24 protein-coding genes and 1 riboswitch are annotated in these 25115 nt (G+C 69.5%); of the genes, 8 read left to right on the top strand and 16 right to left on the bottom strand.

Going from position 1 to position 25115, the window contains the following annotated elements; all coding sequences use genetic code 11:
• Positions 1 to 42 precede the first annotated feature (42 nt).
• The 5 genes from FHW79_RS23995 to FHW79_RS24015 are packed head-to-tail and all read right to left on the bottom strand — an operon-like array spanning position 43 to position 5330.
• Positions 43 to 756 (bottom strand): hypothetical protein, encoded by a 714-nt coding sequence (locus FHW79_RS23995; RefSeq protein WP_183181223.1) that lies wholly within the window; start codon positions 754 to 756, stop codon positions 43 to 45.
• Positions 756 to 1556 (bottom strand): ABC transporter ATP-binding protein, encoded by an 801-nt coding sequence (locus FHW79_RS24000; protein ID WP_183181224.1) that lies wholly within the window; start codon positions 1554 to 1556, stop codon positions 756 to 758. Before FHW79_RS24000 ends, FHW79_RS23995 begins: the two co-directional genes overlap by 1 nt.
• Entirely contained in the window at positions 1556 to 2563 is a 1008-nt protein-coding gene (locus FHW79_RS24005) for an iron ABC transporter permease (protein WP_183181225.1), read from the bottom strand. The genes FHW79_RS24000 and FHW79_RS24005 overlap by 1 nt, the downstream gene beginning before the upstream one ends.
• Complete coding sequence (locus FHW79_RS24010) at positions 2560 to 3420, bottom strand: ABC transporter substrate-binding protein (protein ID WP_183181226.1); 861 nt, start codon at positions 3418 to 3420, stop codon at positions 2560 to 2562. Before FHW79_RS24010 ends, FHW79_RS24005 begins: the two co-directional genes overlap by 4 nt.
• Complete coding sequence (locus tag FHW79_RS24015) at positions 3417 to 5330, bottom strand: TonB-dependent receptor (RefSeq protein WP_183181227.1); 1914 nt, start codon at positions 5328 to 5330, stop codon at positions 3417 to 3419. The genes FHW79_RS24010 and FHW79_RS24015 overlap by 4 nt, the downstream gene beginning before the upstream one ends.
• A 115-nt stretch (positions 5331 to 5445) precedes the next feature.
• Positions 5446 to 5665, bottom strand: a riboswitch (cobalamin riboswitch).
• A gap of 528 nt (positions 5666 to 6193) precedes the next feature.
• Between FHW79_RS24015 and FHW79_RS24020 the strand changes: the two genes are divergently transcribed.
• Together FHW79_RS24020 and FHW79_RS24025 are read left to right on the top strand one after the other, a co-directional pair.
• Entirely contained in the window at positions 6194 to 7240 is a 1047-nt protein-coding gene (locus FHW79_RS24020; protein WP_183181228.1) for a TerC family protein, read from the top strand.
• A gap of 199 nt (positions 7241 to 7439) precedes the next feature.
• On the top strand, positions 7440 to 8204 hold the full coding sequence (locus tag FHW79_RS24025; protein ID WP_183181229.1) for a hypothetical protein: 765 nt from the start codon (positions 7440 to 7442) through the stop codon (positions 8202 to 8204).
• 18 nt (positions 8205 to 8222) lie between these two features.
• Here the strand turns inward: FHW79_RS24025 and FHW79_RS24030 are convergent, their stop codons facing one another.
• Together FHW79_RS24030 and FHW79_RS24035 are read right to left on the bottom strand one after the other, a co-directional pair.
• Positions 8223 to 8804 (bottom strand): hypothetical protein, encoded by a 582-nt coding sequence (locus FHW79_RS24030; protein ID WP_183181230.1) that lies wholly within the window; start codon positions 8802 to 8804, stop codon positions 8223 to 8225.
• Complete coding sequence (locus FHW79_RS24035) at positions 8801 to 9529, bottom strand: hypothetical protein (protein WP_183181231.1); 729 nt, start codon at positions 9527 to 9529, stop codon at positions 8801 to 8803. Before FHW79_RS24035 ends, FHW79_RS24030 begins: the two co-directional genes overlap by 4 nt.
• Before the next feature lie 252 nt (positions 9530 to 9781).
• Here FHW79_RS24035 and FHW79_RS24040 point away from each other — a divergent pair, with 252 nt between their 5' ends.
• On the top strand, positions 9782 to 10078 hold the full coding sequence (locus FHW79_RS24040) for a hypothetical protein (protein ID WP_183181232.1): 297 nt from the start codon (positions 9782 to 9784) through the stop codon (positions 10076 to 10078).
• On the opposite strand, the gene ptsP is transcribed toward FHW79_RS24040, so the two are convergent.
• The 8 genes from ptsP to FHW79_RS24080 all read right to left on the bottom strand — a co-directional run bounded on the left by ptsP (position 10062) and on the right by FHW79_RS24080 (position 17320).
• The gene (gene ptsP / locus FHW79_RS24045; RefSeq protein WP_183181233.1) at positions 10062 to 11834 is read right to left on the bottom strand and encodes a phosphoenolpyruvate--protein phosphotransferase; all 1773 of its coding nucleotides are present in this window, start codon (positions 11832 to 11834) and stop codon (positions 10062 to 10064) included. The two genes, FHW79_RS24040 and ptsP, sit on opposite strands and share 17 nt — an antisense overlap.
• The gene (locus FHW79_RS24050) at positions 11824 to 12165 is read right to left on the bottom strand and encodes an HPr family phosphocarrier protein (protein ID WP_183181234.1); all 342 of its coding nucleotides are present in this window, start codon (positions 12163 to 12165) and stop codon (positions 11824 to 11826) included. Before FHW79_RS24050 ends, ptsP begins: the two co-directional genes overlap by 11 nt.
• Positions 12166 to 12169: 4 nt before the next feature.
• Positions 12170 to 12571 (bottom strand): PTS sugar transporter subunit IIA, encoded by a 402-nt coding sequence (locus FHW79_RS24055; RefSeq protein WP_014199776.1) that lies wholly within the window; start codon positions 12569 to 12571, stop codon positions 12170 to 12172.
• Between the two features lie 123 nt (positions 12572 to 12694).
• A complete protein-coding gene (gene rapZ / locus FHW79_RS24060) occupies positions 12695 to 13618 on the bottom strand; it encodes an RNase adapter RapZ (protein WP_183181235.1) in 924 nt (307 codons plus the stop codon).
• Positions 13615 to 14106, bottom strand: coding sequence for an HPr kinase/phosphatase C-terminal domain-containing protein (locus tag FHW79_RS24065; protein WP_183181236.1), 492 nt, complete (start codon positions 14104 to 14106; stop codon positions 13615 to 13617). Before FHW79_RS24065 ends, rapZ begins: the two co-directional genes overlap by 4 nt.
• A gap of 143 nt (positions 14107 to 14249) precedes the next feature.
• On the bottom strand, positions 14250 to 14720 hold the full coding sequence (locus FHW79_RS24070) for a hypothetical protein (protein WP_183181237.1): 471 nt from the start codon (positions 14718 to 14720) through the stop codon (positions 14250 to 14252).
• Positions 14721 to 14886: 166 nt separating this feature from the next.
• Complete coding sequence (locus tag FHW79_RS24075; protein ID WP_183181238.1) at positions 14887 to 16653, bottom strand: stimulus-sensing domain-containing protein; 1767 nt, start codon at positions 16651 to 16653, stop codon at positions 14887 to 14889.
• On the bottom strand, positions 16625 to 17320 hold the full coding sequence (locus FHW79_RS24080) for a response regulator transcription factor (RefSeq protein ID WP_183181239.1): 696 nt from the start codon (positions 17318 to 17320) through the stop codon (positions 16625 to 16627). Before FHW79_RS24080 ends, FHW79_RS24075 begins: the two co-directional genes overlap by 29 nt.
• 397 nt (positions 17321 to 17717) lie before the next feature.
• Here FHW79_RS24080 and FHW79_RS24085 point away from each other — a divergent pair, with 397 nt between their 5' ends.
• From FHW79_RS24085 to FHW79_RS24105, 5 genes are all read left to right on the top strand, one after another.
• Positions 17718 to 18497, top strand: a complete 780-nt coding sequence (locus FHW79_RS24085; protein WP_183181240.1) for a DUF2470 domain-containing protein — start codon at positions 17718 to 17720, stop codon at positions 18495 to 18497.
• A 240-nt stretch (positions 18498 to 18737) separates the two neighbouring features.
• Entirely contained in the window at positions 18738 to 20654 is a 1917-nt protein-coding gene (locus tag FHW79_RS24090) for a phosphoenolpyruvate carboxykinase (GTP) (RefSeq protein ID WP_348984260.1), read from the top strand.
• Positions 20655 to 20935: 281 nt separating this feature from the next.
• Positions 20936 to 21796: a flagellar motor stator protein MotA gene (motA, locus tag FHW79_RS24095; RefSeq protein WP_183181241.1), complete on the top strand. Its 861-nt coding sequence runs from the start codon at positions 20936 to 20938 to the stop codon at positions 21794 to 21796.
• Positions 21797 to 21812: 16 nt separating this feature from the next.
• Positions 21813 to 22811, top strand: coding sequence for a GNAT family N-acetyltransferase (locus FHW79_RS24100; protein ID WP_183181242.1), 999 nt, complete (start codon positions 21813 to 21815; stop codon positions 22809 to 22811).
• A gap of 94 nt (positions 22812 to 22905) precedes the next feature.
• Positions 22906 to 23079: a hypothetical protein gene (locus tag FHW79_RS24105; RefSeq protein ID WP_183181243.1), complete on the top strand. Its 174-nt coding sequence runs from the start codon at positions 22906 to 22908 to the stop codon at positions 23077 to 23079.
• Between the two features lie 13 nt (positions 23080 to 23092).
• Here FHW79_RS24105 and FHW79_RS24110 read toward each other — a convergent pair whose 3' ends face one another.
• Positions 23093 to 24439 (bottom strand): peptidoglycan DD-metalloendopeptidase family protein, encoded by a 1347-nt coding sequence (locus tag FHW79_RS24110; RefSeq protein ID WP_183181244.1) that lies wholly within the window; start codon positions 24437 to 24439, stop codon positions 23093 to 23095.
• Positions 24440 to 25115: the final 676 nt, after the last annotated feature.

Genomic DNA, 25115 nt, shown 5'->3' on the forward strand with positions numbered 1-25115 from the left:
CCTCCCCCGTTGGGCGGGGGACGGCCGGGGTGGGGCAGGACCTCAGCGCCCCAACCCCTCCCACGCGGCGAAGGACTCCGCGGGCGGCGACAGGTACAGGCTGGGCACCCAGCCGTCGGGGATCGGGACGGTCGCCGCGTGGGTCCGGTCGTGGGCCAGCAGCTTCGGCAGGACGTGGGTGTGCGGGCCCTCCGGGCTGCGGCCGTCGGGCGGCGGGATCGGCTGGCTGACCTCGATCCGGCCGAAGGGACCGATGAAGACGCGGTCGGGGCTGAGCGCCGGCAGGTCGGGCGGCAGGGGATTGCCCGGCGCCAGCAGCTCCGTCCCGACCACCGCGCGCAGGCGGGCGATGGTGGCGGGGTCGGCGCTGCGCACGCAGACGTCGGTCTGGAAGACGCCGAGCCCGAGGTCGAACAGCAGGGCGCCGCGGTCCGCCCCGGCGATGGCCGCGCGGTCGGGGCCCAACTCGGTCACCACGCCGCGCCGGTTCATCGCCCCGACGTGGCGGGGCAGGCAGAGGGCCACGGCGAGGCCGCCGCTGCGCGTCCGGTAGGGCACCGGGCGGATCGCCGGCGTGGGGTGCAGCCGCAGCCCGCCGCGGGCGGTCCGCGCCTCCAGGTCCGGGCCGTCGTCGCGCAGGGCGACGGGTTCGTCCGGGTCGCGGATGAACTCCGCGATGGCGCCGAAGGCGCCGAGGCTCCAGCCGGTCGCCGGGTCGTTCAGCGCGTCGCGCAGCAGGGAAGACAGGTCGCTCATCAAGGCGTCTCCGGTTGGCAAGTCGGGGATGGCAGGGCGTGCCAGGGAAGCAGGAAAGGTTCGCCGCCGGCCGCGCCCCGGTGGACGGCGATGCCATAGGCGGCGCGCAGATGGGCGTCGGTCAGCACCCGGCCGGGCGGCCCGTCGGCCGGCACGCCGTCGCCCGACAGCAGGATCAGCCGGTCGCAGAAGCGGGCGGCCAGGGTCAGGTCGTGCAGCACCGCCACCACGCTGCTCCCCCGGCGGGCGGTGTCGCGCAGCAGCGTCATGCAGGCGAGCTGGTGGCCGGGGTCGAGCGCGGCGACCGGCTCGTCGGCCAGCAGGACGGGCGCCTCGGTCGCCAGGGCGCGGGCGAGCAGGACGCGCATCCGCTCGCCCCCCGACAGGGTGCCGACGATCCGCCCGCGCAGGTGCGCGGCGTCGGCGGTGGACAGTGCCCGCTCCACCGCCGCACGGTCCGCCGCGGTGATCCCGCCCAGCGCGCCGCGGTGGGGCAGCCGGCCCAGCAGGACCAGCGCCTCGGCGCGCAGCGGCCAATGCACCGGGCCGCTCTGCGGCAGATAGGCGATGGCGCGGGCGAGCGCCCGGCGTCCGACCTGCGCGGCCGACCGCCCGTCGAAGGTGACGCGGCCCGCCGCCGGCTCGGCGAGACCGGCGAGGAGGCGCAGCAGCGTGGTCTTGCCGGCGCCGTTGGGGCCGATCAGCCCGGTGAAGGCGCCGGGCTCGATGGCGAGGTTGACGTCGGTCAGGATGGTCCGCCCGCCGGCTTTTGCGGACAGGGCGTGGGTTTCGATGCGCATCACGCCTCCTCCCGCCGCAGCCGGGCGATCAGGACGATCAGGAAGGGCGCCCCGATCAGGGCGGTGACCACGCCCAGCTTCAGTTCGGGCCGCGTCGGCAGCAGCCGGACCGCGATGTCCGCGGCGAGCGTCAGGCACGCCCCGGCCAGCCCCGCCAACAGCAGCAGCCGTCCCGGCCGCGCCCCGGCCAGCGGACGCATCAGGTGCGGCGCCACCAGCCCGACGAAGCCCACGGCGCCGGTGACCGACACCGCGCTGCCCACCGCCAGCGCCGCCCCGGCGATCAGCCGGACGCGCAGCCCGGTGAGGTCGAAGCCCAGGCTGCGCGCCGCGTCCTCCCCCAGGGTCAGCGCGTCGAGCGCGCGGGCGCCGGACAGGCAGAGCGCCCAGCCCGCCAGCATCGGCGGCAGGACGAGCCAAAGCTGGTCGGTGCCGCGGTCGGCCAGCGACCCCATCAGCCAGAACACGATCTCCAGCGCCGCGTAGGGGTTGGGGGCGAGGTTGAGGGCCAGCGCGGTCAGCGACCCGGCGAGGCTGTTGATGGCGATGCCGCCGATGACCAGCGCCGTCGTTCCGGCCCCCCGTGCGGCCATCAGGTTCAGCAGCACCGCCGCCGCCGCGGCCCCGGCCATGCCGCCGAGCGGCAGGGCCAGCGACAGCGCGGCGGACAGGCCGCTGTAGAAGACAATCACCGCTCCCAGCGCCGCCGCGCTCGACACGCCGACCAGCCCCGGCTCGGCCAGCGGGTTGCGCAGCCAGCCCTGCATCGCCGCCCCGGTCAGCCCCAGGCTGAAGCCGACCAGCAGGCCGAGCAGGGCGCGCGGCAGGCGCAGCTCGGCCAGCACCAGGGCGGTGAGGGTGGGGCGTCCGGCGAGCCAGTCGGACAAAGCGGCGCCCAGGTCGAACGGCACATAGCCGACCGCCGCCGACACCGCGCAGAGCGCCAGCGCCAGGAGCGTCAGCCCGGCGACGAGCGCGGGGTAGGGGATGCGCGAGACCCGGCTCATGGCGCGGCCTCCCGCGCGGCGGCCAGCCGCTCCGCGGCCTCGGCGATCTGCGGGCCGGGGCAGGTCCACAGGCGGGTGGGCAGCGACACGGTGCGGACGGTGCGTCCCAACGCCTTCAGGGCCGGGTGGTGCAGCAGGGCGCCGGCCAGCGACGGCGGCGCGTCGGGTGCGGCGTCGACGATCAGCGCGTCCGCGCCGCCCAGGACGATCGCCTCCAGCGGCAGGGCGCCCTGGCTGCCCAGCGGCAGGCGGTCGGCCATGTTCTCAAAACCGGCGCGGGACAGGAGTTCGTCGACCAGCGACCCGGACCCGGCGACGAAGCCGTTGGGGCGCAGCACCACCGCGGTCGGGCGCGGCCCCGGCGGCGCGGGGGGCAGGGCGTCGAGGCGGGAGAGCAGGTCGGCGACCAGCGCCTCCCCCCGGTCCGGCTCGCCGACGGCGCGGGCGAGGCCGCGGATCTGGTCCGCCACCTCCGCTACGCTCTGCGGGACGTCCAGCTCCAGCAGCGGCGCGCCCAGCCGCGTCAGCAGCCCGACCGCGACCCGCGTGGTGTAGCGCCCGGCGACGATCAGGTCGGGGTCGAGCGGCAGGATTTCCTCCGCCGTCCCGTGGTTGAACGGCACCCGCGCCGCCGGCTCCGCCACCGTGGAGGCGCGGGGATCGCGTGCCAGCCATGTCACCGCGGCGAGGCGCTCCGGCCCGACGAGCCGCAACAGCAGCTCGTCGGCGCAGAGATTCAGGGAGACGATGCGCTGTGGTTTGCTGGGCGGTTTGGCGGGCGGCGCCTCCCACGCCGCCGCCGGCCCCCCCGCGATCAGCAGGAGGGCGGCGGCCAGCCCGAGACGGATGGGCCTCACAGCGACAGCCGCAGCCCGAGATGGCCGGCCCGTCCCGGCGCGCCGTAGGTCCAGACCTCCTGATACCGGCGGTCGAACAGGTTCTCCACGCGCCCGAAGAGTTCGACCCCCTCGGACAGCGCGTAGGACCCGGCCATGTTGACCAGCGTGTAGGGCGTGAGGTTCACGACCTGCCGGTTGTAGAAGAGGTCGTAGGCCCAGTCGCTGGACCGCCCGTTGTAGACCACGCCGAGGTTGGCGTTCGCCCGGTCTTCCAGGAAGCGGTAATTGACGGTCAGGCTGGCGAGCTGCTTGGGCCGGCGCACCAACTCCGCCCCCGCGGAGTCCTCGCCGTCGGTCCAGGTGTAGGAGCCGCGGACGGTCAGCCGGTCCAGCGGCTCCACCGACAAGCCAAGCTCGAAGCCGCGGATGTGGGACTCGCCCGGCATGTTGACGGAAGTCCGCCCGGTGCCGGTGATGAGGTCGCGGATGCGCTGGTCGAACCACGTGCCGTCCACGGTGGCCCGCCTCCCCCACAGCGCCTGATCGAACCCGGCGTCCCAGCCGTGCGCCCGCTCCGGCTTCAAGTTCGGGTTGCCGGCATAGGTGGCGGTGTAGCCGTACAGCTCGAACAGGGTGGGATTCTTGACGCCGGTGCCATAGGAGGCGCGCAGCTTCGTCCCGCTGTCTTCGATCAGATAGGCCGCCGTGGTTCGCCATGTGGTGGCGTCGCGGAACAGGTCGTTCTCATCGTGGCGGACGCTGCCGGTCAGGGTCAGCCGGTCGAACAGGCCCAGCTTGTACTGGCCCACCAGCCCGGTGGAGCCGATGGAGCGGTCGAAGCTGGAGAAGGCGCTGCGGCTGATCGCCTTGTCCTCCTCATGCTCCACGGCGGCGGTCAGCACATGGTCGGCGGGGCCGCTGTTCAGTGTCAGGTTGGTCTGGTAGTCGGCCTTGGTCTTGCGCCCGTCGTAGCGGCTGGTCACCGTCTTGGCGTCGTCGCGGTAGTCGCGCTGCTGGCGGCCATGGGTCAGGCCGACGATGTGCTCCCACTTCCCGTCGAGAAAAGCGATCTTGCCCTGGAGCCGCCCGAAAACCTGCTCCCCGGCGGTGCTGGTCCCGTCATCGATGGCGCCGCGCCCGCCGACGAAGCCGTCGGTGTCGGTGCGGAAGCGGGTGTAGCGCCCGGTCACGGCGATCTCGCTGCGCTCGGTCGGGCGGACGGCGGCGTTTCCGGTGAGCGTTCCGTTGCGGTAGCCGTCCTTTTCCGGGTTGCCGAGCCGCTTGTCGGCGACCGACACGCCGTCGCTGGTGACGCCCTGACCGCTGAGGAACAGGTCGTAGCGGTCGGTCCCGGTGCCGAAGGAGGCTCGCCCGGCGGCGGTGCCGAACGACCCGCCCTCAACGGCGGCGCCGAACCGCGGGGCGCCGGAGCCGCGGCGGGTCACGATGTTGACGACGCCGCCGACCGCGTCGGAGCCGTAAAGCGCGCTCTGCGGGCCGCGCAGCACCTCGACGCGCTCCACATCGCCGGCCAGCAGATTGGCGAAGTCATATTCGGAGTCGGACGCCGGGTCGTTGACCTCGATCCCGTCGATCAGGACGAGCGTCTGGTTGCCCTCCGACCCGCGGATGCGGAGCTGGGTCAGGGTGCCCATCGGGCCGGTGCGGTTGACCGCGACGCCGGGCACCTCGCGCAGCGCGTCGGACAGGACGCGGGTCTGGCGCTGCTCCAAATCCTCGCGGGTGATGACGGTCAGGGCGCTGCCGGTTTCCTCGGCGGCGGTGGGGACGCGGTTGGCGGTCACCGAGACCGGCGGAAGCGTCGTGATGGTGGTGGAATCGGCGAAGGCCGACGCGGGAAGGACAAGGCCTCCCAAAAGGGCGGCGAAGGACGCCGTCCGGTGAAGACGGGGAACGCGGACACGCATTGAGACCTCGGGCGGGACGCCGGTGGCACGTCACCGCGAACGAAGTCCCACCGGACGCTCCGCGAACGGACTTCCGGCTCGACGACCTTCGGTGCACCCCGCCCGAACGTGTTCGCGTGTGACCACGACTGACGGCAGGTCTCCTGGCTCGCGGGTTATCGTCGGCCCATCGCCTTCCCAGGATCGCGATCCCAGTGGCATTCCGATGGACGACTCGCCGCTTACAGTTGCGGGGGCAGCCCCGGCGTTGGACCCTCGCACGGCAAATTGCCGCGGGGCCCGCACCGTGTTCCCATTTTCAGCCCTTTCGGGCAACCGTCGGGGGCGAAGCTACGCGGGCGGAACGGCTCCGGTCAAGCCGCATTCGGCCATTGTGCCGATCACGGCGGTCCCCCCTCTTGTCGCCGGGTCGGGGTCTGACTACATGACGGTTGAGGTCCGGGCCCCTCTGGCAGCGTCGCCCGGCGCTGTGATGTCGGACTTCCCATTGAGCCGTCGCCTTGGCGCGGCCTTGCGGAAGCTGGCCCTGTTCTTCCCCCTGGGTCCCGCTCCCCCACAAGGTCCATCGCCGGACGACGGCACCCGACGGGCCTTTGGGAGACATCGACATGGACCGCACCGAACCAACATCCTGACCGACCGCCACGCCTCCACGGCGAACGATGGGGGCGGGTGTTCCGACGCGCCGCGGCCGAACCGCTGCGCGCGTCTTTGCGTTGGCCGCAAACCCGCGGCCGCGTTTCCAGTCCGGGCCCCTCTGGCCGATGCGCCCCGCCGTGGCGCACCGGTGATGTCGGACTGCTCATGTGACGATCGAAGTCTCCGCTTGCGGGAGCGGAGTGCATGAAGCAAGGGACAGTTCCATGGATCAGATCGTTTTAATGTGGGCCGGCTTCGCCGTCTTCGTTGGCGTGCTTTTGGCCTTTGATCTTGGTGTATTTTCCAAGAAATCCCATGTGATCTCCGGCCGTGAGGCGCTGATGCGCTGCGCGGCCTATTCCACGCTGGCAATGATCTTCGCGGCCGGCGTCTTTCATTTCCAGGGCTCCGAGAAGGGGCTGGAGTTCCTGACCGGCTACCTGATCGAATACAGCCTGAGCGTCGACAACATCTTCGTCATCGCGCTGATCTTCACGCATTTCGCGGTGCCGCCGCAGTACCAGCACCGGGTGCTGTTCTGGGGCATCCTGGGCGCGCTGGTGATGCGCGGCGTGCTGATCGTGGCGGGCACGGCGCTGATCCAGGAATTCCACTGGATCATCTACATCTTCGGCGCCTTCCTGATCTTCAGCGGCATCAAGATGCTGATGTCGGTGGACGACGAGCCGGACATGGAGAACAACCGGATCGTCAAGTTCGTCCGCTCCCGCTTCCGCATGACCGACGGCTACGAAGGGCAGAACTTCTTCGTGATGCGCGACGGCGTGCGGATGATGACGCCGCTGTTCCTCGTGCTGATCCTGATCGAGTTCACCGACCTGGTCTTCGCCGTGGACTCCATCCCGGCGGTCTTCTCGGTGACCACCGACCCGTTCATCGTCTGGACCTCCAACGTCTTCGCGATCCTCGGCCTGCGCGCCCTCTACTTCGCGCTGGCCTCGATCATCCACCGCTTCCATTACCTGAAGTACGGCCTGTCGCTGGTTCTGGTGGTGGTCGGTGCCAAGATGATGATGGTCGACATCTACAAGATGCCGACGGCGCTGGCGCTGGGCATCACGGCCTTCCTGGTCGGCGGTTCCATCGTCTTCTCGATGCTGAAGACCCGTGGCGAGGCGACCCCGGAGGCCGCGGACGGCGAAGCCCGCCGCTGGTGGGTGCCCGGCAGCCCGGCGAAGGGGGCCGGCGGTTCGACGCCGTCCTCCTCCAGCGAGGCGGCCGCGGTGTCCTCGGACGGCAAGGGCCAGTAAGGCGCCCGCTTCGAAGGTCGGAAGGGAAACGGCGGGGCGTCCGGTCCGGTGGATCGGGCGCCCCGTGCGTTTCCGGGTGGTGGTGTCCGCAAAAGTAGTAATACTGGTTTCGTGGAGACGATGATGTGGATGTGCGGGGCGGATCGCGCCCCGCTTGGCGGCTGACGCCGGCCCTTTCCAACCCAAGGAAGCGACATCCATGCTCACCGGTACGCAACGGACCTCCATCGCCCTGTCCGCTCTCCCCGTCCCGTCGGGACCTCTGTCCGGCCTGCTCCAGGCCGCCCGCGACGAACTCGTCGGCCTGGCCGCTGCCCGCGGTGTCGCGCTCTCCGTCGTGTTCGACATGCCGGCGCTGGTGCGTGTCAACGAAGCGGCGGTGGCCGCGGGCTCCTGGGAGCCGATGCTTCCGGCGGCCCATCCGGCCTGCCGCTCCCTGACGCCGGAGAACGCCTTCTGGATCTGCGGGACAGCCTCCTCCGGCGATGTGGTCACCGCCCAGGCCGGGCTGCTCTACGATTGCACCGCGCAGTCCATCGGCGACCGCTTCAACGCCATGACGGTGTTCTACGACGAGCCCGTCGTGCAGGCTCCGGAGGGCGAATGGTGCACCTGCACGTCCGACACCGCCAACAGCACGCGCGGTCGGGTGGTGTGGACGAACGCGGGATGGACGCGGCCCGACTTCCAGGGCCGCGGCCTGTTCCCGATTTGCCAGCGGGTGAACAAGCTGGCGGCGTGGCTGCTGTGGTCGCCGACCTGGTTCATCTCGGTCGTCGATCCCGACATCGTCCCGGTCTGGGCGGAGCGCAAGATGGGGCCGCGCCACATCGACGAGGTGCCGGCCATCACCTACAACCAGATCGGCCTGAAGACCCTGCCGATGCACCTCGTGCGTTTCAGCCGGGCGCAGTTCCTGGGCGATCTCGCGCAACTCGCCGCGGACCTTGCCCAGGCGGCCTGACGCCCGGGCCGACCCGCGTCAGGAATCGATCAGCGCCAGCAGAGCCTGGCGGCGATGGCCCAATGACCAGCCGAACAGGAGGTGCCGGTAATTGACGGGCGGGCGGGGAAGCCCGGTGATCACCAGATGGTTGTACACCGGCTCCCCGCCCTCCACCGCCTCCCGGTACTGCGCGTCGATGGCCAGGGCGTAGGCGCTGTGCACGTCGTCCAGATGGGGCTTGCCGATGTTCTGATCGGCCCAACGGTCACCGAAGACCCGTCGGGTCGGCTCCCCGATGTAGCGGAAGCACAGCGGCCCGCCGTCCCGCGACGTCAGGATGACGCAGCGCGGCAGCAGCCCCATGCTTTTCAGGTCGTCGTGCAGGCCCGGACCGAAGCTGGGATTCCGCTTCCACACGGCGATCATGTCCTGGTGCCAGTCCAGCGCCGTGCGCAAGGGCTGCCGATGAATGTCGACGCGGGTTTCCGCGGGCCCGGCGGGGGACGGATCGCCGCGGCGACCGCGTAGGATCGTGACGAGACCGCGGGCAAGCGGCCGTGCGATGCGGTCCTTGAGAAATGCGGGTGACGGCGGCGTGATGGGCAAGGCGACCGTCACTCCCCGACCCCTTTCCTTGGCGACAGAAACTCCGACGCCATAGCCTGATAGATCCGCCGCGCCGCGTCCAGGGCCACGCTCCCTGCCCTGGCCCCGGCGGCAAGCATCCGCTCGGTCGGCTTGGTCGGCAGGGCCTTCGGCATCGCGGCCTCGATGGCGTCCGCCGTGCGATCGAAGCGGGCGACGGCTTCGGAGAGCGCCAAGCCCTGCAGGGTCGTTATGGCGTCGTCCAGAAGGGGGAGCAGCCGCTCGGCGCCGTTCCCTTGGTCCTCCATCGCGCTGCGGCACGCCCGCAGCGAGGCGAGAACCTCATCCAAGGCTTGAGCGGGCTGTGCCACCATGACGTCCAGCACCGGACGCCGGTCCACGGCCGGACCGATCCCCGCGTGATCGGCGGCCGCCTGAAGCCGGTCGAGGAACAGGGCCACGCCCTCGCCGAGGGCCAAGGCCTTCGTGTCTTCGACGATCCCCTCCTGGCAGAGGGCGTGGGCGAGGCGGGCCTCGCGCGCCGTCGTCAAGGGCAGTTGCCGGATCATCAGGCTCGACAACTCGCGGAGGCCGCCGTTCAGCAGGTCGAAGGCGTGGGGGCCGCTTGGCGGGTTGGCGACGATGTCGGACATGTGTTCGGCGGCCCTGGTGAACAGCGTGTCGCGCCGATCGAAGGCCGTGTTCAGATCGAAGGCGGCTTCCGGCACACGGCCGCCGTTCCGTCGTCCAGAGCGCATCCTGCTTGCCTTTCCGTGTTCCCGAAGACCCATGTTTCTGAAGACGGGGGCCCGCCAATTCTGGTCTGCCCGCCGGACGCTACGCCTCAGCGGATGGGCGTGTCAGTATTTCACAATGGATGGTTGTCAACAACGGGTGCGATTGTTTGATTGGGGCGGATCTGCGGTCGAAATGCGCATCAGGGCTGCGGCCGGTTCCGCAGGGCGCTGCGCGTGTCAACGAAGGCCTTGGCCTTCAGCAGGCGGAAACGGGTGGCTGGACGAACGGTGTGGATGCCGCCGGACGGCGGGCTCCAATCCGGCAGAAGCGGAACCAGCCGGCCCGCCGCGACCTCCGTCCGCCCCCAGGGGTTCGGGAGGGACGGCGAAGCCGCCGCCGGGCTGGTCGCGGGCGACGGCGTGCGGCCCGGGAACCCCGGTTTCGCCGCCTACGCCTGGGCCAACATGGCGCTCGACATTGGGGCCAACGCCGCCAAGGGCGAGATGAAATGGGGGTGGGGCCGTTTGATGCGGGCTGAGGCGGCCGGTCGCCTCAGCCCACGGCGTTGAAGTCGTCCAGCAGGGCGGCAATCCGCCCGCTGTCGCTCTGGTCCATGATGACGCGGGCGCGGCGGGTCGCCTCCTGGAGGTCGAGCTTGCGGATGCGCCGCTTCACCAGGGGAATGGCCGGCGGCACCATCGACAGGTCGCGCACGCCCAGACCCAGCAGCAGCGCGGTGTAGCGCGAATCGCCGGCGATCTCGCCGCAGACCGACACGGGGATGCGGGCGCGCAACGCCGCCTCGATGGTGAACTGGATCAGGCGCAGCACCGCCGGGTGCAGCGGGTCGTAGAGCGAGGCGACCTGCTCGTCGCCGCGGTCGATGGCCAGCGTGTACTGCGTCAGGTCGTTGGTGCCGATGGAGAAGAAGTCGGCGGCGTAGGCCAGCGCGTCGGCGGACAGCGCCGCGCCCGGCACCTCCACCATCACGCCCACCGGCGGCAGCGGGTCGGCGATGGGCACGCCGCGGCGGCGCAGGCGGCGGGCCACCTGGCCCATCATCTCGCGCACGCGCTGCACCTCGGCGACCGAGCAGATCATCGGCAGCAGGATGCGCAGCGGCCCGTGGACGCCGGCCCGCAGCATGGCGGCGAGCTGCGTTTCCAGCAGCTTCGGTTCGCGCAGGCCCAGCCGGACGGCGCGCAGGCCGAGCGCCGGGTTTGCCGGCTCGCCGTAGCGCCCGGCCATCCAGCCGGCCAGCTTCTCGCCGCCGACGTCCATGGTGCGGGCGGTGACGGTGCGCCCGCCCATGCCCTCCACGATGGAGCGCAGGACGGTGTATTGCTCGTCCTCGTCCGGCAGCTGGTCGCGGTTCATGAACAGGAACTCGGTGCGCAGCAGCCCGATGCCCTGCGCCCCGTTCTCCAGCGCGTGGTCGAGGTCGCGCGGCAATTCCAGGTTGGCCTGGAGCGTCACCGCGGTGTTGTCGCGGGTGACCGCCGGCAGCTTGCGCAGGCCTTTCAGTTGCTCGCGCTCGCGCTCGCGCTCGGCGCGGCGCTGCCGGTAATCCTCCAGCACCTCTGACGTGGGGTCGATGATGACGCGCCCCTGGACACCGTCGACGATGACCGTGATCCCGTTCTTCAGCCCGGCCAGCAGCCCGCCGACGCCCAGCACCGCCGGAATGCCCAGCGAGCGCGCCATGATCGCCGTGTGCCCCTCGGCGCCGCCGAGCACGGTGGCGAAGCCGGCGACGCGGCGCGGGTCGAGCAGGGCGGTGTCCGCCGGGGTCAGCTCCTCGGCCAGGATCACCGCGCCGGGATTCAGCATGGAGAAGGCCTGATACTCGTGCCGCATCAGGTTGCGGATCAGCCGTCGCCCGACCTCGCGCACGTCGGCGATCCGCCCGGCGAGGTAGCTGTCCTCCATGCTCGCGAAGGTCTGGGCGATGGTGGCGATCTCCGCCTGGACCGCGGCCTCGGCGTTGACCAGCTCCTGCTGGATGCGGCGCTCGACGCCGCGGGTCAGGCGGGAGTTGGTGACCATCGCCAGATGGGCGTCGAGAAGGAAGCCGATCTCCTCCGACGCCGAGCCGGGCAGCACCAGCGCCTTGGCCTTGAGCTTGCGGATCTGGCGGCGCGCCTTGCCGCAGGCGTCGGCGAAACGCGCGGTCTCGGCCTCCGCCTGGTCGGCGGCGAGCGTGTATTCGGGAACGCGGACGGCGCCGCTCTCCACCACATGGGCCGGGCCGATGGCAATGCCGGGCGAAACGCCCAGCCCGCGCAACGACCGTCCCTGGCCGGCGGCCGGAACGTCAGTCTTCATCGAACTTGCGGGTGATCAGATCCACGAGAGCCGCCATGGCCTCCTCGGCCTCGCGGCCATAGGCGTACAGCTCCACCGAGGTGCCGGGGCCGGCGGCCAGCATCATCAGGCCCATGATGGATTCGCCCGACACCTGCGTCTCGCCGCGCCGCACCTCGATTTCGCAATCGAAGGTGGCGACCAGCTTCACGAACTTCGCCGCCGCGCGGGCGTGCAGGCCGCGCTGGTTGCTGATCGTGACGGTCTGGCAGATTTCGGGATTCCTCTCCGGATTCTGTCCGTCGATGCCAGGGGCGCCTTGTGCGGGCGCCTTCTCGTCTGGAGAACTCATCGGGTCACCCGTCCGACAGCAGCGAGGAAGCGACGTTGATGTATTTCTGACCGGCCTCGCGCGCGGCGGTCACGGCGTGGGTCAGCGTTTCCTGGCGGCGCACGCTGGCCAGCTTGATCAGCATCGGCAGGTTCACGCCGGCGATCACCTCGACCTTCGCCTTGTCCATGATGGAGATGGCGAGGTTGGACGGGGTTCCGCCGAACATGTCGGTCAGCACGACGACGCCGGACCCGTCGTCCACGTCGGCCACGGAGTTCAGAATGTCCTGGCGGCGCTGCTCCATGTCGTCGTCTGGGCCGATGCACACGGCCCGCACCTGCTGCTGCTCACCCACCACATGCTCCAGCGCGGCGATGAACTCTTCCGCGAGGCGCCCGTGGGTTACCAGAACCATACCGATCATGGGACATCCTTCAATTCTGGAGCCTCCCCCGAAGCCACATTCATATTGCGGCACTTATGAACGATCCCTTATCCGGATCGATCCGAACCGTCCCCTCGGCCAACCCCCGGCCAACCTTTCCTGTCAGCCGGCCCGCGGGGTTTGCCGTTCCAGCTCCCGGTGGCTGATCCCGACCTTCAGGCCCAGCCCCCCCAGCCACGCGGCCAAGCGTTCGGCAACGAACACGGAGCGGTGCTTGCCGCCCGTACAGCCGACCGCGATGGTCAGGTAGCTCTTTCCCTCCTGGTTGTAGCGCGGCAGAAGCGGCTGCAACAGGTCCGTCAGATGACGGAAGAACGCGGCGAAATCCGGATCGCCCTCCACCCGCGCCGCCACGCGGGGGTCCAGGCCGGTCAGCGGTCGCAAATCCGGATCATAATGGGGATTCGTCAGGAAGCGTACGTCGAACACGAGGTCCGCCTCGCGAGGCAACCCCATCCGGAACGAGAAGGAGGTGACGAAGACCTGAAGCGCCGCCTGGGCGCCGATCTGGAAGTTGCCGGACAGGATGCGGCGCAGGTCGTGGATCGACAATTGCGTGGTGTCGATGGTCACGTCGGCCTGCTGCTTCAGCGGCAGCAGCATGGCGCGCTCCAGCTGGATGCCGTCGGGCACCGGGCGGTCGATGGCCAGCGGGTGGCGGCGGCGCGTCTCGGTGAAGCGGCGCTGCAGCGTCTCGTCCCCGCAGTCGAGGAAGACCAGCCGCACCTCCAGCTCCGCGTGGGCCTTCAACGCCTCCACCTCCTCCAGCATGGCATGGGCGGAGAAGTCGCGGGTGCGGCTGTCGATGACCAGGGCCAGCGGGCGCCGGCGCGGGTCGGCCTGCTCCAGGAGCGCCGGGACCAGCGACAGGCGTAGGTTGTCCACCGCCTCGTAGCCCAGATCCTCCAGCGCCTTCAGGGCGACGGACATGCCGGCCCCGGACATGCCGGTGACGAGCACGAGCTGCCCGCCCTGGCCCGCGGGCTGTTCCGTCGGCTGGTCCTGCACGGTGAGGCGGTGGGTCATGGCAGGTTCGGAACCTTTCCCAGCGAGCCCGCCCGCGCCGCGGCGGCGGCCAGTTTCAGCTTGGCCGGTGCCGAGGCGTCGAAGGGGCAGAGGGCGAGGCGCGGCACGGCCCGGTCGAGAAGCTCGGCGGTCTCCTCCTCGGGCAGGCGCTCCACGGCGTCGCGCGGCACGAGATCGACGACCAGACCGATCTCTGCCTCCGTGGCGGTGGGCATGGGCATGATGCCGACGCCCCGCACCTCCAGCAGTCCGGCCAGCGCCGACGGCGCCGTCGCCATCACCCTGCCATCATCCACGCGCAGCTCCACCCGGTCGTCGGCCACCAACAGCGCCCCCGCGTCGATCATCCGTAGGGCGAGATCGGACTTGCCGCTGCCCGACGGTCCCCGCAGCAGCACGCCGACGGGCGTTTCGCCCCGGTTGCCGCCGTTTCCATGGCCGCCATTCCATGGGCCGACCAGGACGCAGGTGCCGTGAATCGTTGCCATGATCCCGCGAAGGTGAGGCGTGCCGCTGGTTCTGTCAATGGGATGCCAAAAATGCATCCTTTTCCCGCCCGCTCCGCCTCGAATGCGCCGGCGCGCCCGCCATGGCCCGTATCCCGGCCTCAGCCCGGCCAGCGGCCAACCTTTCAGCCCTGCCGGTCGCAGGCGGTGGTCAGGTCCAGGCAGCCGCGCCGCGCCGCGCGGCGGATGTCCATCAATTCACTGGCCAGCGCGTCGCGTCGCCGGATCATCTCCTCCAGATCATCCAACTCCGCCGCCTCCTGGCAGGCGGTGCGGAAATCCTTCTCGCGGGCCAGCCGGGTGAGAAGATGGCCATAGCTGTCGGCGATGGTCGCCAGATGCCGCTGGGCGCCCTGGAGCGCCTGGGCCAGCTGAGCCCGCTCGTCGGCCGACGCCCGCATCATCCGGGCCAGCTCGCCCTGCTGGACGCTGGCGTCGTTGATGAGGCGGGCCAGCCGGTAGCGGCGGAAGTCGATGACTTTGACCGAAGCCGGGGCGACCGAAGCCGGGGCGCCCGAAACCGGGGCGCCCGATGCCGCGGCTCCGTTGCTCTGGCGCGGTGCGGTCGGCATGAGGTCGGACTTGACGTCTGACATGGCCCCTCTTCCGGTTGGTGACGTCCGGTTGTCGAAAGGCCAGCCGTCGCGGGCGCGGGAGTGACCGGAGTTGAGCATCCGCCGCACCCACGACTTTGTCCATACATCTTTTCTCAAATTGCAACTATGCCGCATCCACCATGTGGAAATACGCGTTGAGCATCCGTCAGGGGCGGGGCAGGCGCACGGTGAAGATGGCGCCGATCGTCTCCCCGCCGGGGCCCAGGCGGTTGTTGGCCCGGATGGCGCCGCCATGGGCCTCGACAATCTGTTTCGAGATCGACAGGCCGAGCCCCGAATGGGTGCCGAACTTCTCGCCGGCCGGCCGTTCGGTGTAGAAGCGCTCGAAGATCGCCTCCTCCTTGCCCTCCGGAATGCCGGGTCCGTCGTCGCTGACCGTCACCTCCACCGCACCGTCCGGGGTGCGCCGGGCGGCCAGCCGGACCTGTCCGCCGGGCGGCGAGAAGGACAGGGCGTTGGCGATCAGGTTCTGGAAGACCTGGGTCAGCCGCCCCTCCAACCCCCTCACGGTCAGCGCCCCGCCCCGCGGCGGTTCGATGACGACCTGCGGCGGGGCCTCCGTTTCGGCGCCGTCCTCGTTCTCGTCGTCGTCCTCCGCGGTGGTGCGGTGGATGTCGGCGAGCGTGCGCAGCATGGCGCCGATGTCCACCGACTCCAGCGTGGCGCGCGACAGCTCGGCGTCCAGGCGCGAGGCGTTGGAGATGTCGCTGATCAGCCGGTCCAGCCGCTGCACGTCGTCGGCGATGATCGCCATCAGCTTGTCGCGGCGGGCCGGGTCCTGGATGCGGCTGACCGTCTCGACCGCGCTGCGCAGCGAGGTCAGCGGGTTCTTGATCTCGTGGGCGACATCGGCGGCGAAGCGCTCGATGGCGTCCATGCGCGTCCACAGCGCAGCCGTCATGTCGCGCAGCACGCCGGACAGCTCCCCGATCTCATCGCCGCGGCGGGTGAAGTCGGGAATCTCCGTGTGGCGCCCGTGGCCGGTGCGCAGCCGGTCGGCCGCCTGGGCCAGCTTGCGGATGGGCCGGGCGATGGTGCCGGCCAGATAGAGCGACATCAGGACCGTGACGAGAAGCGCCACCGCGAAGACGCGCAGGATGTCGGTGCGCACCGACCGGATGGCCTCGTCGATCACCGTGCCGCTGCGCGACAGCAGCACCGCCCCCAGCACCTCCCTGTAGCGCTGGACCGGAACAGCGACCGTCAGCAGCAGGTTGGAGCGGGCGACCGGCGAGGCCAGCCGCCACACCGTCGCGCTGTTCTCGCCGGCCAGCGCCCGCTCCACGTTGGGCGGCGGAGCGGCCGATTCGGCGGCGTGGCCCGGCGGCTCGCGGTAGAGCGGCAGGTTCTCCCGGCTCGGCACCACGTCGATGAAGCGGGCGTAGAATTCGTTGACCGCGCGCGACGCCGGGTCGCCGGAGGGCGGCAGCGGCAGCTCCTGGATCTCGATCTTGCCGGGCGAGCCGGTCAGCACACGGCTGTCCGAGAGCAGCCGCCCGTCCGGGCCGTAGAGCCGGGTGTGCGTCTCCGTCGCCAACGCCAGCCGCCGGATCATCTGGCGCCCCAGCTCCGGCGACAGTTCGTAGCTTTCCTGGCCCAGCTCCGGCTCGTCGGCGGCCCGCTGCACGGCGCCCTCGCCGAGCGCGGAGGCGAAGATGCGGGCCTCCGTCTCCAGCGCGTCCAGCTCCGCCTGGACCAGCCGGTCCTGGTAGCGGCCGAGATAGAGCAGGGCGCCGACCAGAAGCAGCAGGGCCAGCACGTTGACCGCCAGAATGCGCAGGGTCAGCGGCGACGGCACGCCGCGCACCCGGCGCCGGGACGCGGCGCGCGGCGCGGCGCCTGGCTTGATGGGCGGGGAGGGGGCGTGGTCCGGCGCGCGGACCTCACTCCCTGTATCGGTAACCGACGCCATAGAGCGTTTCGATCTGCGCAAAGTCGGAATCAATGGCCTTGAACTTCTTGCGGAGCCGCTTGATGTGGCTGTCGATGGTGCGGTCGTCGACATAGACGTTCTCGCCATAGGCGGCGTCCATGAGCTGGTCGCGGCTCTTCACATGGCCGGGGCGCTGGGCCAGCGCCTTGACCAGGAGGAACTCGGTCACCGTCAGGTCGATGGGTTGGCTCTTCCAGGTGCAGGAATGGCGGGCGCCGTCCATGACCAGCGGGCCGCGGGTCAGCAGCGCGCCCGGCTCCGGCGCGGTCTTGTCGCGGGTCGCCGCCTCGCGCCGCAGCAGGGTGCGGATGCGCTCCACCAGCAGGCGCTGCGAGAAGGGCTTCTTGATGTAGTCGTCCGCGCCCATGCGCAGACCCATCAGCTCGTCGACCTCGTCGTCCTTGCTGGTCAGGAAGATGACCGGCAGATGGCTGGTCTGGCGCAGGCGCTGCAGCAACTCCATCCCGTCCATGCGCGGCATCTTGATGTCCAGCACGGCGAGGTCCGGCGGGCGCTGGGTCAGGCCGCGCAGCGCTTCGGCGCCGTCGGTGTAGGTGCGCACCTCGAACCCCTCCGCTTCCAGCGCCATGGCAACGGAGGTCAGGATGTTCCGGTCGTCGTCCACCAACGCTACGGTGTGAGACATGTCGTTCGCGTTCCCAATCACACGCTCCGTTTTCGGCAACCGCCGGTACCGGTGACCGGCATCCGCGGCCGATTCCGGCGGATGGCCGGCCGGTCTTCGTCGCTTACCACGGAAGAATGGTTTCGTCTTATTTCGAAATGCGGGCTTTCCTTATGCTCCACGATGCCCGGGAGGCGGCGCAAAGGCATGAAAAGCCAACTTTTCGCTTTTCCCGACCTATTTGTCTGGGCCAATATGGCACCAATGCGGCGCCGGGGAAACGGCGCTGCGCGGGAGAACGCATTCGTTTCAGGGCATGAGTTCCGACGAGTCCCCCATCCGTCCGACCCCAGCGGGGCCGGGCGCCGCGGCGTCATCGGGCGTCGGCGGCCATACGGGAGGCGCCGCAAGGCGTCTGATGCGTGGTGCCGGTCTGGCGGCGCTCTCCACCGCCCTGCGCGGGGGTGGCGCCCAGCACGACGGCCAGCAGGATGATCGGGCCGGCTGGCCCTATCCCTCGCTGGTCCAGGTGGCCTTCGACCTGGACGGCACGCCTCTTCTTCTTCTCTCCACCCTTGCCGACCACACGAAGAACATCGCGCGGGAGCCGCGCGTCGGCCTGCTGTTCGACGGAACCGCGGGCTTGGCGGAGCCGCTGTCGGGGCCGAGGCTTTCGGTTCTCGGACGGGCCGAGCGCTCGGATGAGCCGCGCCACCGCGCCCGTTTCCTGGCGCGCCACCCCGGTGCCGCGCTTTACGCCGGTTTTGCCGATTTCAGCGTCTACGCCGTGGCGGTGGAGCGCGCCCATCTGGTGGCCGGCTTCGGCCGGGTGCGGTGGCTCGACCGCGACGACCTGCTGCTGCCCGGCGTTCCCGCGGCGCTGGCCGAGGCCGAGGGCGGGATCCTGAGCCACATGAACGCCGACCACGCCGACGCCTTGCGGCTCTACGCCACGGTTCTGGCCGGACGGTCCGCCGACGGCGCCGAGCCCTGGGCGATGACCGGCATCGACCCTGACGGCTGCGACCTGCGCCGCAGCGGCGAAATGGCGCGGGTTGATTTCGATCACAGCGTGGGAAACCCCGAAGACGCTAGGGTCACTCTCGCCGGGCTCGCCCGGCAGGCCCGCCTGAGTGTGCGCGGCAGCGCACCCGGCGCGGCCGGCGACCCGGTGGATTCAAATGATCGTGACGGCTGACCACGACGCCGCGGCAAGCGGCGCGCGAAAAAGAGCAACCAGGAGAAAACGTCAGTGGACCATAACGGACCAACCCGTTGCCGTTTTGGGTTTGTGGCCCTCGGGCCACCCCTCTCTTGCCAATCAGGACATCGGGCGCGCCCGGGGGGCGCGTCTGGATGACCGCCGTCCGGCCTGCGGGCCGGGCTGCGGTGGTTTGAGCCGGCGGAACGACACCGCCACCGAACAAGGACGGCTTCGATAAGGGCCGAAAAGGCCAGCCGTCCAGACCTCCGGGCGCCGGCCCCCGATTTCCAGGGGCGGCGAACCCGGAGACGAGTTGAGAGGCAAAGGATGACCGGAACAACGCGCACGCGGAACAAGAAGCTCCTGGCCTGGGTCGAGGAGATCGCGAACAAGTGCAAGCCCGAGCGGGTGCACTGGTGTGACGGATCGCAGGAGGAATACGACCGCCTGTGCGCCGAGATGGTGGAATCGGGCACCTTCATCAAGCTGAACGAGGCCAAGCGCCCGAACTCCTACCTCTGCCGTTCCGATCCGGGCGACGTCGCCCGCGTCGAGGACCGGACCTTCATCTGCTCCGAGCGCAAGGAGGATGCCGGCCCGACCAACAACTGGGTCGCCCCGGCGGAGATGAAGGCGAAGCTGGACGGCCTGTTCGAGGGCTGCATGCGGGGACGCACCATGTATGTGGTGCCCTTCAGCATGGGGCCGCTGGGCTCGGACATCGCGCACATCGGCGTGCAGATCTCCGACAGCCCGTACGTCGCGGTCAACATGCGCATGATGACCCGCATGGGCCAGAAGGTGCTGGACATCCTGGGCGACGGCGACTTCGTGCCCTGCCTGCACTCCATCGGCGCGCCGCTGGAGCCCGGCCAGCCGGACGTGGCGTGGCCGTGCAACGCCGATCACAAGTACATCGTGCATTTCCCGGCCGACCACTCGATCGTCTCCTTCGGCTCGGGCTACGGCGGCAACGCCCTGCTCGGCAAGAAGTGCTTCGCTCTGCGCATCGCCTCCTCGATGGGCCGCGAGCAGGGCTGGCTGGCCGAGCACATGCTGATCCTCGGCGTGGAGAGCCCGGAGGGCGAGAAGACCTACGTCGCCGCCGCCTTCCCGTCGGCCTGCGGCAAGACCAACTTCGCCATGCTGGTCCCGCCGGCCGAGTTCGAAGGCTGGAAGGTCCGCACCATCGGTGACGACATCGCCTGGGTGAAGCCGCAGCCGGACGGCACGCTGCGCGCCATCAACCCGGAGGCCGGTTTCTTCGGCGTGGCGCCGGGCACCAGCATCAAGTCGAACCCGAACGCGCTGAAGACGCTGAACGCCAACGTCATCTTCACCAACGTCGCGCTGACCGATGACGGCGACGTGTGGTGGGAGGGCCTGACCGACGAGGCGCCGGCCCACCTGATCGACTGGCAAGGCAACGACTGGACCCCGGCTTCGGGCCGTCCCGCCGCGCACCCGAACTCGCGCTTCACCGCCCCGGCGGCGCAGTGCCCGTCGATCGACCCGGCCTGGGAGGACCCGGCGGGCGTTCCGATCTCCGCCTTCATCTTCGGCGGCCGCCTGTCCAAGACCTTCCCGCTGGTGTTCGAGGCCTACAACTGGCGCGAGGGCGTCTACTGGGCGGCGACCATGGGCTCGGAGGCGACCGCCGCCGCCGTGGGCCAGGCGGCCATCCGCCGCGACCCCTTCGCCATGCTGCCCTTCTGCGGCTACAACATGGCCGACTACTGGAACCATTGGCTGGCGATGGAAGGCAAGGTGGAGAACCTGCCGCGCATCTACCGCGTCAACTGGTTCCGCAAGGACGAGAACGGCAAGTTCGTCTGGCCGGGCTTCGGCGACAACATGCGCGTCCTGCGCTGGATCGTCGACCGCGTCCGCGGCCGCGCGGTCGATGCGGCGGAGAGCCCGTTCGGCTACATGCCGCGCTACCAGGACCTGAACTGGGCCGGTCTGGACTTCGCCGAGGACAAGTTCCGCAAGATCATGGACATCGACCGGAAGGAAGCCGAGGCCGAGGCCAAGGACCAGGAGGAGCTGTTCAACCGCTTCGGCAGCCACCTGCCCGACGAGATCGAACAGCAGCGCGTGGCGCTCCTCAAGCGTCTGGAGGAGGCTCCGGACACCTGGCGGATCGGCTGAGCGGGCCTTCGCCCAAACGTCTGAGCGCGTGAAGAGGGGCCGCCCGTGGGCGGTCCCTTTTCTTTTTGTCCATGCCGCCGCGGCGGGCTGCTTTTTGGGTACTCCTTTCGTGACACGATCCTTTGTCACGGCTAGGATCGCGTCCGACGCCGGGTGATTTACAAAAACTCAAGGGATTGCTGCGTCACTGGGCCGGCAGAACGCAAGCACGCTCGCCTGACCGGCTTTCCGCGGAGCGGACCGGCCGAGGCACGGAAAAATGACGCTGGAGGACGGAAGACATGTTCGTGATGATCGGCTTCGGCGTCGTGGTGTTCAGCGTCTTCGGGGGCTACGTCCTGGGTGGCGGTCACCTGGGCGTGCTGTGGATGCCCTTCGAGTTCATGATCATCCTGGGCTCCGCCGCCGGCGCGTTCCTGATCGGCAATCCAAAATCGGTGGTCACTCACACCGGCAAGGAACTCGGGCACCTTTTCAAAGGGCCAAAATACAAAAAGGATGATTTCCTCGAACTTCTCACAATGATGTATCAGGTCTTCAAAATCGCGAAGACCAAGGGGTTGCTCGCCCTCGAACAGCACATCGAGAAACCAGAGGATTCACCACTCTTCCAGCAATTCCCAAAATTCTACGGCGATCACCACGCCATATCCTTCCTCTGCACCTATCTGCGTCTGATGTCGTTGGGGGCCGACAACCCGCACGAACTGGTCGACCTGATGGACGAGGACATCGAGACCATGCACCACGAGCACCAGCGGATCGCCGACGCCATCCAGGCGGTTGCCGACGCCGTGCCGGCGCTGGGCATCGTGGCGGCGGTGCTGGGCGTGATTCACACCATGGGGTCGATCACCGAACCGCCGGAGGTTTTGGGCAAGCTGATCGGCGGCGCGCTCGTCGGCACCTTCACCGGCATTCTCGTCGCCTACGGCTTCCTGGCGCCGATCGCCAGCGGCCTGAAGAACATCTACCACGCCGAAGGGAAATACTATCAGGCGATGAAGATCGGCCTGATCGCGCATCTGTCCGGCTACGCGCCAGCCATTTCGGTGGAATACTCGCGAAACGTGCTGGAGCCCGAATACCGGCCGAGCTTTGCCCAGTTGGAAGAGGCCACCTCGGCCCTGCCGCCCGCCTGACGCCGGATCGTTCTCCATGCCGACTTCGTCCGATGGCGCCGTCACCATCCTGTGGAACGAGGGGACGGTGGGGGAGTGGGCCGCGCTCTTCGCCCGCGTTCCCCGCTCCACCCTGCCGCAGTGCTTCGCCTACGCCGGCGCCATGGGGCGCACCCACGGCTTCGTGCCGCGGCTCGGCCTGATCCAAAGGGACGGCGCGCCCATCGGGATGGTGCAGCTTCTGGAGCGGCGCACGCTCCGCCTGTTCCACCAGCGCCAGATTCACCGCGGCCCGCTCTGGCTCGATGGGGCGGAGCCGGATCTGGAGACCCAGGAGGCGGTCTTCCGCCTGCTGCGCCGGGCCTGCCCCGACAACCCGCTGAACCGGGCGAGCCTGCTTCCCGAACTGGCCGCCGGGCCGGAGGCCGAGGCGATGCTGCAACGCTGCGGCTTCCGTCGCTTCGGCCCCGGCTACCGCACGGTCTGGCTCGACCTGTCCCACAGCGAGGAAGAGTTGCGGGCGGCGATGGCCCGCGACTGGCGCCAGCGGTTGAAGGGGGCGGAGAAGGCCGGTCTGGTCATCGACCTCGACTGGGAGGCCAAGAACCTGCCCTGGCTGATGAAGCAGGAGCATGAGCAGGCCCTGACGAAGCAGTTCCGCCCGATGACCGGCGCGCTGGCCGTGCGCATCCGCAACGGGTTGCTCAAAGGCGGCGGGAAGGGCGGCGGGAAGGGCGACGGGGTGCTGATGGCCGCCGCGCTGGAGGACCGGTCCAACAAGGCCGGCCCCGCGGCGAGCGCGCTGTTCTACGTCCATGGCGGTTCGGCCACCTACCAGATCGGCTGGTCCAGCGAGTCGGGGCGCAAGAGCGGCGCGATGCGGCTGGTGCTGTGGCGGGCGGCGCTGGCGCTCAAGGCGCGGGGCGTGGGCTGGCTCGACCTCGGCGGCATCAACCCGGACAGCGCGCCGGGCGTCACGGAGTTCAAGCTGGGAACCGGCGGCCAACCGGTGGAGAGCGCCGGCCTGTTCCGCTGAGGACGGGCTTGCGGAAAAGAACGCCGCGGAAACAGGCGCCGTTGAATCCGGGCGCCGACTGTCTCATCCTGGTTGCGAGTGGAAGGAGAACGCCATGGCCGACGACGACATGAAACCGGAAGAGGCGCAACTGGCCATCGCCAAGGCGTCCCAGATGAAGCCTCAGGTCCAGGCCATGCGCGACCGCCTCCGCAAGATGGCGGATGACGACGAGAAGGGCGTCCAGATCCTCGCCAGCGCCATCCGCCGCTTTCTTCACCAGGAGTAAGCGGGGCGACGCCTCAGCAGGTGGTCGCTTTGGTGCAGCCCTTGTCCTCGTGCGGACCCGGGGTGCGGGCGAGCTGGAGGCCACTGCGCGCCTGTTCGAAGGTTTTCTCCAGAGACCGCACCGTCTGCTCGAAGGCTTGCAACTCACGGCCTTCCAGCTTGTCGCCGGTCGGCAGATCGATGCTCTTCGGGTTGATCTGCTGGCCGGCCTTCAGCACCTCGTAATGCAGGTGCGGCCCGGTGGACCGTCCGGTGGTGCCGACATAGCCGATGACGTCGCCCTGGTCGACGCGGGCACCGCGGCGCGTGCTTTTGGCGATCCGGCTCAGATGGGCGTAGGCCGTGGCGATCTGGGTGTTGTGGCGGATGCGGATGTAGTTGCCGTAAGCGCCCTTCGGCCCGACCTCTTCGACCACACCACCGCCCGCGGCATAGATCGGCGTGCCGGTGGGAGCGCCGAAGTCCATGCCCTTGTGCATCTTGCTGAAGCCCAAGATCGGGTGATGGCGCATGCCGAAGCCCGACGTGATCCGCGCGCCGTCGATCGGCGTGCGCAGCAGGGCACGGCGGATGCTCTCGCCGTCGCGGTTGTAATAGTCGATACGGCCGTCGCGGCTCTTGTGCCGGTAGATCGGGTACTCCTTGCCGCTCAGCACCAGCGCGGCGTAGAGCACGTCGCCCTCGCCGGCGTTCTTGCCGTCGGCGGTGACCAGCCGCTCATACAGGACCTCGAACTGGTCGCCCGGCTGGAGGTCGCGCTGGAAGTCCACATCGTAGGAATAGTCGCGGATCAACGCCATCATCACCGACACCGGCACACCGGCGGCGTTGCCCGCTTCGAACAGACTCGACCGGATCACAGTCTGCGCGGCGACCGGCTGGCGGATGACCGCTTTCTCCGATTCGCTGGACGTGAAGGCGGTGTCGCCCTTGCGGGAGACGGAGACGGAGCGCAGCACATCGGGAAGGAACTCCAGCCCGACGAATCGCTTGGTCCCGCCGCGGCGCGGTTCGAACAGGACGGTGACCTGCTGGCCGACCTGCAGCTTGCGCGGATCATAAACCTTGCGCAGGGCCGCGATGGCGTTGGTCGCTTCGTCGGCCGGGACGTCGGCGCCGGTCAGCATGTCCATCAGGGTGTCGCCGCGCCCGACGGACAGGATCTGGCGATGCTCGCTCGGGGACCGCTCGTCATCGTCCTCGGCAATGTCTTTGGCGCCACTCTCTTTGGCGGCCCGCTCCGGCGGGGCCGCGCGCCCGCCCGCCGCATGCGCGGGCGCGGCGACCGTGTGGGTGAGGAGCCCCGCCAGACCAGCGGCAACCAGGGCGAGCGTGGGAAGGCCACCGAGCCTCGAACGCACCGTCATCCTCCTATTGCTTCCTCACACGTTTCGGACCGTTGTGGCGGCGGGCTGTTCGGCCGCCCAAGGAGCTGCCACTTTCTATAGGCGACCATGAGCACCCTTTTTGTCACTGTCAACCCGATAGGGGTATCTGCGTCAATTGGTTGGGCGCACCAGGGCTGTCTTCTCCCCCGGCTCTGCGCACCGCCATGGCGGGACGCTCGATCCGGGGAGGGACGGACATACACCGAATCCAGCTTGGACTACGGTGATAAGTCGCTCCGTGAAGAATTTTTCATGGAAATGCAAAAAGGGCTTGCGTCGTTCGATGGGGTGCGCTTATAAACCGCTCCACCGACGCAGCGCCGCTGACAAACGCGGCAGCGACGGATCAAAAAGCGGGTGACGATCCAAAGAACGGCGCCAAGCACTCGGCGCTGTTTGCTTCGTCTCCGGATTTCTGGTTCTTCGGTTCATGCTCTGGCGGCTCACTCCTCTAGGGGAATGGGCGCGGGGTGTTGCGGCTCTCCGGGAGCCGCGGGATCTTGGATATCGTTGATACCGTGTTGTGAGAAGGGATGCGCAGGCGGCGGTTTTGGCCGTTGGCCGCGGACCGGTTCCGGAGTGGGACTGGCATCGCGGGTCGCTTGAGCATCTCGGTCAAGCAGTAAGAGACGAACAGTTTCGAAGGCTT

The sequence above is a fragment of the Azospirillum sp. OGB3 genome (assembly GCF_014192915.1).
Classification (GTDB): Bacteria; Pseudomonadota; Alphaproteobacteria; order Azospirillales; family Azospirillaceae; genus Azospirillum.

What these genes read in the sequence shown, in the direction of transcription:
- FHW79_RS23995 (WP_183181223.1), bottom strand. Translation starts at nt 756, where the DNA reads ATGAGCGACCTGTCTTCCCTGCTGCGCGACGCGCTGAACGACCCGGCG.
- FHW79_RS24000 (WP_183181224.1), bottom strand. Translation starts at nt 1,556, where the DNA reads ATGCGCATCGAAACCCACGCCCTGTCCGCAAAAGCCGGCGGGCGGACC.
- FHW79_RS24005 (WP_183181225.1), bottom strand. Translation starts at nt 2,563, where the DNA reads ATGAGCCGGGTCTCGCGCATCCCCTACCCCGCGCTCGTCGCCGGGCTG.
- FHW79_RS24015 (WP_183181227.1), bottom strand. Translation starts at nt 5,330, where the DNA reads ATGCGTGTCCGCGTTCCCCGTCTTCACCGGACGGCGTCCTTCGCCGCC.
- FHW79_RS24020 (WP_183181228.1), top strand. Translation starts at nt 6,194, where the DNA reads ATGGATCAGATCGTTTTAATGTGGGCCGGCTTCGCCGTCTTCGTTGGC.
- FHW79_RS24025 (WP_183181229.1), top strand. Translation starts at nt 7,440, where the DNA reads ATGCTCACCGGTACGCAACGGACCTCCATCGCCCTGTCCGCTCTCCCC.
- FHW79_RS24035 (WP_183181231.1), bottom strand. Translation starts at nt 9,529, where the DNA reads ATGCGCTCTGGACGACGGAACGGCGGCCGTGTGCCGGAAGCCGCCTTC.
- ptsP (WP_183181233.1), bottom strand. Translation starts at nt 11,834, where the DNA reads ATGAAGACTGACGTTCCGGCCGCCGGCCAGGGACGGTCGTTGCGCGGG.
- FHW79_RS24050 (WP_183181234.1), bottom strand. Translation starts at nt 12,165, where the DNA reads ATGAGTTCTCCAGACGAGAAGGCGCCCGCACAAGGCGCCCCTGGCATC.
- FHW79_RS24055 (WP_014199776.1), bottom strand. Translation starts at nt 12,571, where the DNA reads ATGATCGGTATGGTTCTGGTAACCCACGGGCGCCTCGCGGAAGAGTTC.
- rapZ (WP_183181235.1), bottom strand. Translation starts at nt 13,618, where the DNA reads ATGACCCACCGCCTCACCGTGCAGGACCAGCCGACGGAACAGCCCGCG.
- FHW79_RS24065 (WP_183181236.1), bottom strand. Translation starts at nt 14,106, where the DNA reads ATGGCAACGATTCACGGCACCTGCGTCCTGGTCGGCCCATGGAATGGC.
- FHW79_RS24070 (WP_183181237.1), bottom strand. Translation starts at nt 14,720, where the DNA reads ATGTCAGACGTCAAGTCCGACCTCATGCCGACCGCACCGCGCCAGAGC.
- FHW79_RS24075 (WP_183181238.1), bottom strand. Translation starts at nt 16,653, where the DNA reads ATGGCGTCGGTTACCGATACAGGGAGTGAGGTCCGCGCGCCGGACCAC.
- FHW79_RS24080 (WP_183181239.1), bottom strand. Translation starts at nt 17,320, where the DNA reads ATGTCTCACACCGTAGCGTTGGTGGACGACGACCGGAACATCCTGACC.
- FHW79_RS24085 (WP_183181240.1), top strand. Translation starts at nt 17,718, where the DNA reads ATGCGTGGTGCCGGTCTGGCGGCGCTCTCCACCGCCCTGCGCGGGGGT.
- motA (WP_183181241.1), top strand. Translation starts at nt 20,936, where the DNA reads ATGTTCGTGATGATCGGCTTCGGCGTCGTGGTGTTCAGCGTCTTCGGG.
- FHW79_RS24100 (WP_183181242.1), top strand. Translation starts at nt 21,813, where the DNA reads ATGCCGACTTCGTCCGATGGCGCCGTCACCATCCTGTGGAACGAGGGG.
- FHW79_RS24105 (WP_183181243.1), top strand. Translation starts at nt 22,906, where the DNA reads ATGGCCGACGACGACATGAAACCGGAAGAGGCGCAACTGGCCATCGCC.